Origin of the sequence: Pseudoduganella rhizocola, assembly GCF_045984285.3 — a bacterium.
GTDB lineage: Bacteria > Pseudomonadota > Gammaproteobacteria > Burkholderiales > Burkholderiaceae_D > Rugamonas.
In genome coordinates this window covers 323,383-334,756 of record NZ_JBJQIK030000005.1, presented here as the reverse complement: position 1 = coordinate 334,756, position 11,374 = coordinate 323,383, and the positions used below count along the sequence as shown (strand labels likewise).

Annotated in this window: 11 protein-coding genes, 4 tRNA genes and 1 pseudogene; all 16 read right to left on the bottom strand. The window is 61.0% G+C overall.

Going from position 1 to position 11,374, the window contains the following annotated elements:
• A pseudogene (locus ACJRPG_RS14565) lies at positions 1–701 on the bottom strand (heme utilization protein); the annotation flags it as partial.
• Positions 702–1,063: 362 nt separating this feature from the next.
• A tRNA-Cys gene (locus ACJRPG_RS14560) sits at positions 1,064–1,137 on the bottom strand.
• Between the two features lie 47 nt (positions 1,138–1,184).
• Positions 1,185–1,260, bottom strand: a tRNA-Gly gene (locus ACJRPG_RS14555).
• Positions 1,261–1,297: 37 nt separating this feature from the next.
• A tRNA-Gly gene (locus ACJRPG_RS14550) sits at positions 1,298–1,373 on the bottom strand.
• Positions 1,374–1,434: 61 nt separating this feature from the next.
• Positions 1,435–1,510: transfer RNA gene (locus tag ACJRPG_RS14545), tRNA-Gly, on the bottom strand.
• 75 nt (positions 1,511–1,585) lie between these two features.
• A complete protein-coding gene (pgsA, locus tag ACJRPG_RS14540) occupies positions 1,586–2,170 on the bottom strand; it encodes a CDP-diacylglycerol--glycerol-3-phosphate 3-phosphatidyltransferase (protein ID WP_408000802.1) in 585 nt (194 codons plus the stop codon).
• Between the two features lie 83 nt (positions 2,171–2,253).
• Complete coding sequence (gene uvrC / locus ACJRPG_RS14535) at positions 2,254–4,107, bottom strand: excinuclease ABC subunit UvrC (RefSeq protein ID WP_408000801.1); 1,854 nt, start codon at positions 4,105–4,107, stop codon at positions 2,254–2,256.
• A complete protein-coding gene (acpS, locus tag ACJRPG_RS14530) occupies positions 4,100–4,498 on the bottom strand; it encodes a holo-ACP synthase (protein WP_408000800.1) in 399 nt (132 codons plus the stop codon). The genes uvrC and acpS overlap by 8 nt, the downstream gene beginning before the upstream one ends.
• Positions 4,495–5,253 (bottom strand): pyridoxine 5'-phosphate synthase, encoded by a 759-nt coding sequence (pdxJ, locus tag ACJRPG_RS14525; RefSeq protein ID WP_408000799.1) that lies wholly within the window; start codon positions 5,251–5,253, stop codon positions 4,495–4,497. Before pdxJ ends, acpS begins: the two co-directional genes overlap by 4 nt.
• 16 nt (positions 5,254–5,269) lie before the next feature.
• A complete protein-coding gene (gene recO, locus ACJRPG_RS14520; protein WP_408000798.1) occupies positions 5,270–6,163 on the bottom strand; it encodes a DNA repair protein RecO in 894 nt (297 codons plus the stop codon).
• Between the two features lie 3 nt (positions 6,164–6,166).
• The gene (gene era / locus ACJRPG_RS14515) at positions 6,167–7,069 is read right to left on the bottom strand and encodes a GTPase Era (protein ID WP_408000797.1); all 903 of its coding nucleotides are present in this window, start codon (positions 7,067–7,069) and stop codon (positions 6,167–6,169) included.
• Between the two features lie 13 nt (positions 7,070–7,082).
• Positions 7,083–7,871 carry a ribonuclease III gene (gene rnc, locus ACJRPG_RS14510; RefSeq protein WP_408000796.1) on the bottom strand — a complete coding sequence of 263 codons (789 nt, stop codon included), beginning with the start codon at positions 7,869–7,871 and terminating at the stop codon, positions 7,083–7,085.
• 13 nt (positions 7,872–7,884) lie between these two features.
• Entirely contained in the window at positions 7,885–8,262 is a 378-nt protein-coding gene (locus ACJRPG_RS14505; protein WP_408000795.1) for a DUF4845 domain-containing protein, read from the bottom strand.
• 33 nt (positions 8,263–8,295) lie between these two features.
• Positions 8,296–9,219 carry a signal peptidase I gene (lepB, locus tag ACJRPG_RS14500; RefSeq protein WP_408000794.1) on the bottom strand — a complete coding sequence of 308 codons (924 nt, stop codon included), beginning with the start codon at positions 9,217–9,219 and terminating at the stop codon, positions 8,296–8,298.
• Complete coding sequence (lepA, locus tag ACJRPG_RS14495) at positions 9,216–11,009, bottom strand: translation elongation factor 4 (RefSeq protein WP_408000793.1); 1,794 nt, start codon at positions 11,007–11,009, stop codon at positions 9,216–9,218. Before lepA ends, lepB begins: the two co-directional genes overlap by 4 nt.
• 117 nt (positions 11,010–11,126) lie before the next feature.
• Positions 11,127–11,372, bottom strand: coding sequence for a glutaredoxin family protein (locus ACJRPG_RS14490; protein WP_408000792.1), 246 nt, complete (start codon positions 11,370–11,372; stop codon positions 11,127–11,129).
• Positions 11,373–11,374 lie beyond the last annotated feature (2 nt).

The following is an 11,374-nucleotide window of genomic DNA, read 5'->3' as shown; positions in this document are numbered from 1 at the left end:
ACGCCGGTGTTCAGGGCCCGCACATCGCGCGTTTCCATCACGCCCAGGATATCGGTCCACAAGGCCCCGGCCTGGGCGCCGGTGAGCGCCGCCGCCTGGTTTGTCGTCAGCGCAATGAACTGGGCCGAGGTGAAGGCATCGAGCTGGGACGAGAGCATGGCGCGAATTGCTCCAGTCCTGATCACCTCGATTGAGCGTGTACTCAGTTCCCCCAGAGCAGCGTTGGAAATATTATTGAGCTGAGCCGAAGTGAGGCTAATCGCATGAGCAGTAGTCAGCCCATGAACTTGACTGGAGTTCAGGTAAGCCGCATTCAGGCCCACGAATTGCTTCGTCGTTAACGCGCCAATCTGGGTAGAGACGAACGCAGCGAATTTATCCGAACTGAGTGCGCTGATGGCCGCGCTGGAGATCGCGCGGACATCTGCGGTTTCCAGTGAGATGATATTGCTGTCGGAAAGCGCATCCAGTTGAGCAGCAGACAAGACAGCAGCTTGGGCGGTGGTCAAGCCCGCCAATTGAACCGTGGTCGCAAGACTGGCCAGACTATTGGTGCTTAGCGCGGCAATCTGATTCGTGGCGAACCAGGAAAACTGACTGGATGTCAGCTCTGCCATCATCTCAGTGGACAGCGCCGCAATAGTGCCGGTGCTTAATGCCCGGATTTTTTCTGAAGTATCAAAGGTGGTAATGATAGTCATTGCTTCTCCCAGGGCTACCCGTGCTACGGAATGTTGGTGGACGCTGCGCTCTATGGTTTTGCGCACTGGCATCTATTGCTCTCGGCTGTTCGCCCCGCCTCAGGCGCAGATCCACGAACATCGATAGCATCTTCAAATTAAACGCCTTGGCATGCTAGCGAGCATCGAAGAGTGCAATCCGCCAAAACTCAACATTTACTGCCAGCCCCCCAACCGCCGCAAACAGAGCCGTGCAGACCCCTGCCCCCGTGAACTCACAGGACAACATCGGGACCGATGGGTAAATCGATGAACGCACTGGAGAAAGACGCAAAAAAGCCCGGAAGTTCCGGGCTTTGCGCAAGCTAAGTGCTTGATTCTACTGGAGGCGAGGGCCGGAATCGAACCGGCATAGACGGCTTTGCAGGCCGCTGCATAACCATTTTGCTACCCCGCCTTGGAGGGGAAGAAAAAACGCGGCAGCGCCGCGTCTTTCCTGAATTCTGGAGCGGGAGAAGAGTCTCGAACTCTCGACCTCAACCTTGGCAAGGTTGCGCTCTACCAACTGAGCTACTCCCGCATAGGAGTTTTACCGCTTTGTACGCCTCCAGATAATCTGGAGCGGGAGAAGAGTCTCGAACTCTCGACCTCAACCTTGGCAAGGTTGCGCTCTACCAACTGAGCTACTCCCGCGTACAGGAACCGCATTATCGCAGAAACATCTTCACATTTCCAGCGAATGTTGACTTCAACTTGGAGCGGGAGAAGAGTCTCGAACTCTCGACCTCAACCTTGGCAAGGTTGCGCTCTACCAACTGAGCTACTCCCGCTTCGTTTGTCGTCATCAACAACAGGCCAGCATTATAGAGCATGGAGCAAGCCTGTCAAGGGTAAAATCTTATAAATCAGTCCAGCACGCCGGAACGCTCTTTAATCAGGGGCCAGGCCTTGCGCAGATAGTAGAACATGGACCATACCGTCAGCACGCTGGCCAGCCACAGCAGCTTCTCGCCCCAGAAGCGGGTGTCGATGGCGCCCAGCACCACGTCGTAGTACAGCAGGGCCGGAATGGCGGTCATCTGGGCCGCAGTCTTGATCTTGCCGATGGAGTTCACCGCCACCGATTTGGAGGCGCCGATCTGCGCCATCCACTCGCGCAGCGCCGAAATGGTGATTTCGCGGCCGATGATGATGAAGGCGAGGATGGCGTTGCAGCGGTCCAGCTGCACCAGCACCAGCAAGGCGCCGGCTACCATCAGCTTGTCTGCGACAGGATCGAGGAAGGCGCCGAAGGCCGAGGTCTGGTTCCAGCGGCGGGCCAGGAAGCCGTCGAACCAGTCGGTGATGGCGGCAACGATGAAGACCAGGGTGGCGGCCAGGTTGCGGTCTTCGAGCGGCAACCAGGTGGGCGGCAGGTAGAACACGCCTACGACCAGCGGAATCAGCGCAACGCGCAGCCAGGTCAGCAGGATCGGAATGTTAAAAGGCATATAAGACGGCGGCTGTAGGAATTGTTATGACGCGCCGCTAGTCTAACCCGCCAATGCCGCTATTACTAGCAAGCACGAACACTTTAATGCAGCTGACGGTAGATTTCTTCCGCCAACGTGCTCGAAATGCCGTCAACCGACATCAAGTCCTCCACGCTGGCATTGACCACGCCGCGCAGGCCGCCGAAGCGCGCCAGCAGCTTCTGCCGTCTTTTGGCGCCAATACCTTCGATCTCCTCCAGACGCGAGGTCTGGCGGGCTTTGGCGCGTTTGGCGCGCATGCCGGTGATGGCGAAACGGTGCGCTTCGTCGCGGATCATGGCTACCAGCATCAGGGCTGCCGATTCCTTGCCCAGTTCCTGCTGGGGGCGGCCGTCCACGAACATCAGGGTTTCCAGGCCAACACGCCTGCCCTCGCCTTTTGCCACGCCTACGATCAGGCTGATATCCAGGCCCAGCTCGACGAAGACCTGCCGCGCCATTTCGATCTGGCCCTTGCCGCCGTCGATCAGCACAACATCCGGCATCACGCCGTCGCCGTTGGCCACTTTTTCGTAGCGGCGCGTGAGCACCTGGCGCATGGCGGCATAGTCGTCGCCCGGCGTGATGTCGTTGATGTTGTAGCGGCGGTATTCGCTGTTCTGCATCTGGTGGTGATGGAACACCACGCAGGATGCCTGCGTCGCCTCGCCCTGGGTGTGGCTGATGTCGAAGCATTCCACGCGGAAGGCATCGAGGTCTTCGCATTCGATGCCGAGCGCATCCACCATGGCGCGCGTGCGCGACTGCTGCGAGCCCTGTTCGGACAGCAGGCGTGCCAGCGAGATCTCGGCGCCCTTCTGCGCCAGCTCCAGCCATTGACGGCGCTGGCCCTGCGGCTGGAAGATCAGGTTGATGCGGTGGCCGCACTGCTGCTGCAGCGCGATCATCAGTTCCGGCTGGTCGAACTCGATATTCAGGATCAGGCAGCCGGGAATGTATTTCTCCGTGTAGTGCTGCACGATGAAGGCGGCCAGCACCTCCACTTCGATCGGCTGTTCGGCCACGGCTTCCGCATCCATCACATGTGTCGGGAAGTAGGCGCGGTCGCCGAGGTGGCGGCCGCCCCGCACCATGGCCAGGTTGACACAGGCGCGGCCGCCCTGCACCACCACGGCAATCACGTCCACATCGGCATCGCCGGAGGTTTCCATGCTTTGCTGGTGCAGCACCTTGGACAGCGACTGGATCTGGTTGCGCACGGCGGCGGCCTGCTCGAACTTCAGGTCGGCGGCGAAGCCGTGCATTTTCTTTTCCAGCTCTTCCAGCACCTCGGTCTGGCGGCCGCGCAGGAAGCGCGCGGCATTGTTCACGTCCAGGCGGTAGTCCTCGGCCGTGATGGCGCCCACGCAGGGCGCGCTGCAGCGGCCGATCTGGTGCAGCAGGCAGGGACGCGTGCGGTTCTGGTAAACGCTGTCCTCGCAGGTGCGCAGCATGAAGACCTTCTGCAGGATCTGCATCGATTCCTTCACTGCCCAGGCGGAAGGGAAAGGGCCGAAGTACTGGTTCTTCTTGTCCACCGCGCCACGGTAGTAGACCATGCGCGGCACCGCGTCGCCGGTCAGTTTCAGGTAGGGGTAGGACTTGTCGTCGCGGAACAGGATGTTGAAGCGCGGCTGCAGCGTCTTGATCAGGTTATTTTCCAGGATCAGCGCTTCGGCCTCGCTGTGCGTGACCGTGGTTTCGAGGCGTGCAATGCGCTCGACCATCATCGCAATGCGCGGGCTGGAAAGGTTCTTCTGGAAGTAGCTGGACACGCGCTTCTTCAGGTCGCGCGCCTTGCCCACGTAGAGAACCTTGTCCTCCGCATCGAAATAGCGGTACACGCCCGGCAGGTTGGGCAGCTTGGCGACGGTCGCCAGTACCTGCTCGCGCGGGTCTTGAATCTGTTCAGTCATCTGCCTTCTCAACGACCGCGAATGCGACCGCTACATCCTCTTCATCGCTCACAGACACATGCGCCTTGAGGCGCAGCTCCTGCATATACGCCTGCAGCGCGCCGCTGCACACCAGCACCGGCTTGCCCTTCTCCACGTTCAGCAATTGTGCCGTGTGCCAGGTCATGGGCGGCGTGAGGCCCAGGCCGAGCGCCTTGGAAAAGGCTTCCTTGGCCGCGAAGCGCGTGGCCACATAGCGCACGCCGCGCACCTGGTGGTGTTCGCGGCGCACATGGTATTCCTTGAGTTCTTCGGGTCCGAGCACCTTGCGCGCAAAGCGTTCGCCGTGCCTTTGCAGCGCGGCATCGATACGCGGAATCTTGCAGACATCGGTGCCGACGCCGTAGATCATCTTGCTCCCAGGCGGGTGGAGACCATGATGGCTTTCATTTCACGCACAGCGTTTTCCCAGCCTGCGAACACGGCGTGGGCCACGATGGCGTGGCCGATATTCAGTTCCGCGATCTCTGGAATGGCGGCAATCGCCTGCACGTTCGTGTAATGCAGGCCGTGGCCCGCGTTGACCTTCAGGCCCTTCTGCACGCCCCAGCGCACACCGGCCTTGATGCGTTCTAGTTCCTTCAGCTGTTCCTCGCCTCCCGCATCGGCATAGGCGCCGGTGTGCAGTTCGATCACAGGCGCGCCGACATCGGCCGCGGCAGCGATCTGCGCTTCATCGGCATCGATGAAAAGGCTGACGCGGATGCCCTCGCCCTGCAGCTGCTTCACGGCGGCGCCAACCTCCTTATGGAAGCGCACCACATCGAGGCCGCCTTCGGTGGTGATCTCGGTGCGCTTCTCCGGCACCAGGCACACATCCGCAGGCTTGATGCGGCAGGCGAAATCGATCATCTCCTGCGTGACGGCAGCTTCCAGGTTCATGCGGGTGACCAGCTGCGGCGCCATGGCAATGACGTCGGCGTCCTTGATATGGCGGCGGTCTTCGCGCAGGTGCAGCGTGATGCAGTCGGCGCCGGCCTGTTCGGCCAGCAGCGCTGCGCGGACCGGATCCGGATAGCTGGTGCCGCGCGCATTGCGCAAGGTGGCGACGTGGTCGATATTCACGCCCAGGTCGATCACCGGGCCGGATGGGTGCAGAAAGCTCATGTTCTTCGTTTCGTTTTCAGAGTTGCATCAGGTCGATCAGGATCTGGCGCGTATTCAGCGGCGCGCCGCCGAGGTGGTGCGCCAGCAGGAAGCGCATCAGCTGCTTCGATTGCGTTTGCGTGATGGCGTCCTGATAATCCTCGCGCTCCATATCGAGCAGGGTTTTGCCGGACACGCGCGGGATAAAGTCGTCATCCTCGCGTTCCGGACGCGGGCCGCGTTCCGGCTCCACCACATACTGTACATCGGCCAGCACTTTCGTGCGCGTGGCGGTGCAGCGGGTGAGGTCGGCCGCAACGCCAGTCTCCTTAAGTAAGGCCGTTTCGAATTTACGCAAGACGATGGGCGCAGGTTCCGCATGCGCCAGCTGGTTCAGGGTGGAGACGTAGTGGTCGAACAAGGCCGGATGCGCATCATCGCGCGCCAGCAGCTTGACCATCAGCTCATTGAGATAGAAGCCGCACAGCAGCGCGGTCTTCTCCAGCGGCAGCATGCCGCCGACCCAGTCCGCATCGGTGAGGGTGCGCAGCTCGTTCTTGCCGGTCCAGCTGACGGACAGGGGCTGGAAGGTCTGCAGCACGCCGCGCAGCTGCGAATGGGGGCGCTTGGCGCCCTTGGCGATCAGCGCCACCCGCCCGAAATCGCGCGTCAGCAGCTCAACGATGAGGCTGGTTTCCTTGTAGGGATAGCTATGCAGCACGAAGGCCGGCTGGCCGGCCACGCGAATCCCCACCGTGCGCGGCGGCAGCTTGCGCCGCCCGCCTACAGCCGAGCTCCTGTCCACCTTGGGGTCAGGCACCGAGGTGGACACGGCCTCAGCGGCAAATGATGGACTTACAGCCGAACCCGTGTCCACTTGGGTGCCTGACCCCAGGGTGGACACGGGCTCGACTGTCAGCTCGTGGGGCATGGCTTATTCGTAACCGTAGGCGCGCAAGCCGGCTTCGTTGTCGGCCCAGCCGGATTTGACCTTGACCCAGATTTCCAGGTAGACGGGGCCGCCGAACAGCTTTTCCATGTCCAGGCGCGCTTGCGTGGAGACTTCTTTCAGCCGCGCGCCCTTGTTCCCGATGATCATGGACTTGTGGCCGTCGCGCTCCACCAGGATAGCCGCGAAGATGCGGCGCAAGTTGCCTTCCTGCTCGAATTTTTCGATCAGCACCGTGCTGGTGTACGGCAGCTCGTCGCCCACGAAGCGGAACAGCTTTTCGCGCACGATTTCCGAGGCGAGGAATTTTTCGCTGCGGTCGGTAATGTCGTCTTCGCCGAAGATTGGTTCGTTCTCCGGCAGGAAGCGCTTGATCTCGTTCTGCAGGCCGTCCAGCTGGAAGCGCAGCTTGGCCGACACCGGCACCACGGCCGCGAAGTCGAACTTCGACGCCACGGTCTGCGCGAACGGCAGCAGCACGGCCTTGTCCTTGGCGCGGTCGGATTTGTTGATCACCAAAATCACCGGCACGTTCTTCGGCAGCAGGTCCACCACCTGCTGGTCCGCCGGGCCGAAGGTGCCCGCCTCCACCACGTACAGGATCACGTCGGAGGAATCGAGGGTGTTGGTGACCGTCTTGTTCAGCGTCTTGTTCAGCGCGTTCGAGTGGCGGGTCTGGAAGCCCGGCGTATCGACGTAGATGAACTGGGCGTCGCTCACGGTCTGGATGCCGGTAATGCGGTGGCGCGTGGTCTGCGCCTTGCGCGAGGTGATGCTGACCTTGGCGCCGATCAGGGTATTCATCAGGGTCGACTTGCCCACGTTGGGACGGCCGACGATGGCAATATAGCCGCAGCGGAAACCGGCGGGAGTGGGTGCGCTTGTCATGGTGTGAATCTCTTTACTTGTTGGCGGCTTTTTTCTCAGCCGGTTCGTCGCTCTGGACGGTGGCGATGCCTGCCAGTTTCAGTTGCGCTGCGCGCGGACGGGGCTTGCGGCCCGCGGCCGGGGTCTTTTGCAGGGCCTGCTCGGCGACTTCCAGCGCCAGCTTGGCCGCCGCCTGTTCGCCGGCGCGGCGGCTGCCGCCACGGCCGTAGACCTGGATGCCGAGTTTCGGCACCAGGCATTCGATCTCGAATTCCTGGCTGTGCGCGGCGCCATGGGTGGCCACCACGTTGTACAGCGGCAGGGATATCTTTTTGGACTGCAGGAATTCCTGCAGCAGGGTCTTGGCATCCTTGCCCAGGGTGCGCGGGTCGACCGTGTCCAGGATGGGGATGTAGAAGGCGCGGATCACCTTGGCCGCCGCATCGAAGCCGGCGTCGAGGAAAATCGCGCCCAGCAGCGCTTCCAGCGTGTCGGCCAAAATGGATGGACGGCGGAAGCCGCCCGATTTCAGCTCGCCCTCCCCCAGGCGCAGGAACTGCGACAGTTCCAGCTTCTGCGCAATCTCGTACAGCGACTGCTGCTTGACCAGGTTGGCGCGCAGGCGCGACAGGTCGCCTTCGTCGATCGCGTTATAGCGCTCGTACAAAATCGAGGCCACCACGCAGTTCAGGATGGAGTCGCCCAGGAATTCCAGGCGTTCGTTATGCAGGCTGCTATGGCTGCGGTGCGTCAGGGCCTGCTGCAACAAACCAGCATCCTGGAACGTGTGGCCTAGCCGAGTCTGCAATAACTGTAAATTCATTGTTCTCTGGTTCTTACTGCGCCGGATTGGCGGCCGGCATGCCGTTCTTCGAGGTGGTGCCCGCGTAGTCCATCACCAGGCTGGCAGGGCCGAACAGGTGGACCTTCTTCTCGTAGGCGAAGCTCACTTCCAGGCCGCTCTCTTCGCGCGTGATGACCAGGTCGCTGCCCTTGATCGAGGTGATGTAGTTCACTTCGGCGCTCTTGTCGAAGGAAGCCTTGATCTCGGCCGGCGTGCTGCCCGCCGCCTTGGCTTTTTCCGCCGCCGTCTTCACGGAACGGAATTCGGTGTAGGTGGGGAATACCTGCGCTGCAATCATGCCCACGAAACCGAGAATCGCCAGCACCAGAATCAGGCTCACCAGCGAAATGCCGCGCTGCTTGTTCTTCATCCCTATTCCCCCGCTGCTTATTTATTGTTAGTGTTAGTGGATCCCGCCGATGCGGCGCGGGTTACTCAGGTTCATCCAGACTGCCACTGCTTTTCCGACAATATTCTTATCAGGAACGAAACCCCAATAACGGCTGTCTTCGCTATTATCGCGGTTATCGCCCATCATAAAGTAATTGCCAGCAGGCACGACGCACGTAAAGCCTTCATAGCGGTAAGTGCAGGCCTCGCTGTGCGGGAATTCCTTCACGCCGGTCAGGTTGATGGTCGGGGCCCGCTCATCATTCAGGATACGGTGCTCCACGCCGCTCAGGTTTTCCGTGAACTGCTTCTTGTACGTCAGGCTTTCGCTCCCCTCTTCCAGGTAGTCGTCCAGCGGCGCATAAGAAATTTCTTTGCCATTCACGGTTAAGCGCTTGTTTTCATAAACAATTTTATCACCCGGCACGCCGACCACCCGTTTGATGTAATCCTGGCTCATATCGCGCGGGAATTTGAACACCATCACATCGCCGCGCTGCGGGTCGTTGAGCTGGATGATTTTCTGGTTCACGATGGGCAGGCGGATGCCGTAGGTGAACTTGTTCACCAGGATCAGGTCGCCTACCAGCAAGGTCGGCACCATCGAGGACGAGGGAATCTTGAAGGGCTCGAACAGGAAGGAGCGCAGCAGGAATACCAGCGCAATCACGGGGAAGAAGCTGCCCGAATATTCGATCCAGGTAGGCTGGCGCAGCAGCGCGTGCTCGATCTGCGCGCGGCTGCCGTTCTGGTCCAGCTTGATGCCGTCGGCGGTCAGCTTGGCGGTGCGCGCGTCGTACTCGGCCAGCGCCTTGTCGGCGGCGATGCGGCGCTGCTTGGCCAGGTAGAACACGTCGATGCACCAGATCACGCCCGTGATCACCATCAGCACGAACAGGATCAGGGCGAAGTTGCTCAGGATACCTTGGAGGCTCATTTCTCTTCCACTTGTAGGATTGCCAGGAATGCTTCCTGTGGGATCTCGACCGAGCCCACCTGCTTCATGCGTTTCTTGCCGGCCTTCTGCTTCTCCAGCAGCTTTTTCTTACGGCTGATGTCGCCGCCGTAGCACTTGGCCAGCACGTTCTTGCGCATCGCCTTCACGTTCTCACGCGAGATGATGTTGGAGCCGATCGCAGCCTGGATCGCCACGTCGAACATCTGGCGCGGGATCAGCTCGCGCATCTTGGCCGCCACGGCGCGGCCGCGGTACGGCGCGTTGGCGCGGTGCACGATGATGGCCAGCGCATCGACCTTCTCACTGTTGATCAGCATGTCCACCTTCACCACGTCGGCGGCGCGGTATTCCTTGAACTCGTAGTCCATGGAGGCGTAGCCGCGCGAGGTGGATTTCAGCTTGTCGAAGAAGTCCAGCACGATCTCGGCCATCGGCATTTCGTAGATAAGCTTCACCTGGCGGCCGTGGTAGGCCATGTCCATCTGGATGCCGCGCTTGGCGATACACAGCGTGATCACCGAACCCACATACTCCTGCGGCATGTAGAGGTTGACGGTCACAATAGGCTCGCGCACTTCGGTGATGTGCGAGGGGTCCGGCATACGCGACGGATTGTCCACGTTCAGGATGGTGCCGTCGCGCTGCTCCACCTCATACACCACGGTAGGCGCCGTCGTGATCAGGTCCATATCGAACTCGCGCTCCAGGCGCTCCTGCACGATTTCCATGTGCAGCAGGCCGAGGAAGCCGCAGCGGAAACCGAAGCCCAGCGCCTGCGACACTTCCGGCTCGTACTGCAGCGCGGCGTCGTTCAGTTTCAGCTTTTCCAGCGAATCGCGCAGCGCGTCGTACTGGTTCGCTTCCACCGGGAACAGGCCGGCAAACACCTGCGGCTGCACTTCCTTGAAGCCTGGCAGCGGCGCTTCGGCCGGTTTCACGGCGGTGGTGATGGTGTCGCCCACGCGGGCCACCTTCAGCTCCTTGATGCCGGCGATGACGAAGCCCACCTGGCCTGCGCTCAGCTCCGGCAGCGACACGGAACGCGGCGAGAAAATGCCCACGTCTTCCACCAGCTGCACCGAGTCGGTGGCCATCAGGCGGATCTTTTCTTTCGGGCGCATGGTGCCGTTCACCACGCGCACCAGCATCACCACGCCCACATAGGGGTCGTACCAGGAGTCGATGATCAGGGCCTGCAGCGGCGCCTCGGGATCGCCCTTCGGCGGCGGCACCTTGGCGATGATGGATTCCAGCACGTCGTCCACGCCGAAGCCGGTCTTGGCCGAGCAGTGCACGGCGTCGCCGGCCTCGATGCCGATCACGTCCTCGATTTCCGCGATGGCGGTCGGCGGATCGGCGTTCGGCAGGTCGATCTTGTTCAGGACCGGCACCACTTCCACGCCGAGATCCAGCGCGGTATAGCAGTTGGCCACGGTCTGGGCTTCCACGCCTTGCGAGGCGTCCACCACCAGCAGCGCGCCTTCGCAGGCGGACAGGGAACGGCTCACCTCATAGGAGAAGTCCACGTGGCCGGGGGTGTCGATCAGGTTCAGGTTGTAGATCTGGCCGTCGCGGGCCTTGTACTTCAGCGCTGCGGTCTGGGCCTTGATGGTGATGCCGCGCTCGCGCTCCAGATCCATCGAATCGAGCACCTGCGCTTCCATTTCGCGCTCGGACAGGCCACCGCAGAGCTGGATGATACGGTCCGCCAGCGTGGATTTGCCGTGGTCGATGTGGGCGATGATGGAAAAGTTACGAATGTTCTTCATTAAAGTTCAATACAAAAAAAGCGCTCATGAGCGCCTTTGGACCGCGAGAAGCAAAGGAAAACCCTTCGCATTTTACCGGATTTCAGAGGGGAAAGCCCGAATTCTGACGCATTTGGCTCACAAAGATGCCAAAACGGCACGAACCTTGCTTTCATCCAGGAAATAGTGGCAGAGCTCGGGCTGGTTCAGGTCGGCGAACAGCACCGGCACCAGCTCATCGAAGCGCTCCACCAGCTGCGGGTCCTGGTCCACATCGATGACGTTGACGGTGAAGGGCTTGTCAGGCGCCTGCAGCGCATTGAGCGCGTCCAGCATGTCCTGGCAAAGATGGCAATAACTGCGGGAATAAAGAGTAAATTGCATAT

Excerpts from the sequence above, each read along its gene's own strand:
- lepA (WP_408000793.1), bottom strand. The coding sequence starts at position 11,009 with ATGAAGAACATTCGTAACTTTTCCATCATCGCCCACATCGACCACGGC.
- era (WP_408000797.1), bottom strand. The coding sequence starts at position 7,069 with ATGACAAGCGCACCCACTCCCGCCGGTTTCCGCTGCGGCTATATTGCC.
- uvrC (WP_408000801.1), bottom strand. The coding sequence starts at position 4,107 with ATGACTGAACAGATTCAAGACCCGCGCGAGCAGGTACTGGCGACCGTC.
- pgsA (WP_408000802.1), bottom strand. The coding sequence starts at position 2,170 with ATGCCTTTTAACATTCCGATCCTGCTGACCTGGCTGCGCGTTGCGCTG.
- acpS (WP_408000800.1), bottom strand. The coding sequence starts at position 4,498 with ATGATCTACGGCGTCGGCACCGATGTCTGCAAGATTCCGCGTATCGAT.
- rnc (WP_408000796.1), bottom strand. The coding sequence starts at position 7,871 with ATGAATTTACAGTTATTGCAGACTCGGCTAGGCCACACGTTCCAGGAT.
- recO (WP_408000798.1), bottom strand. The coding sequence starts at position 6,163 with ATGCCCCACGAGCTGACAGTCGAGCCCGTGTCCACCCTGGGGTCAGGC.
- ACJRPG_RS14505 (WP_408000795.1), bottom strand. The coding sequence starts at position 8,262 with ATGAAGAACAAGCAGCGCGGCATTTCGCTGGTGAGCCTGATTCTGGTG.
- ACJRPG_RS14490 (WP_408000792.1), bottom strand. The coding sequence starts at position 11,372 with ATGCAATTTACTCTTTATTCCCGCAGTTATTGCCATCTTTGCCAGGAC.
- lepB (WP_408000794.1), bottom strand. The coding sequence starts at position 9,219 with ATGAGCCTCCAAGGTATCCTGAGCAACTTCGCCCTGATCCTGTTCGTG.
- pdxJ (WP_408000799.1), bottom strand. The coding sequence starts at position 5,253 with ATGAGCTTTCTGCACCCATCCGGCCCGGTGATCGACCTGGGCGTGAAT.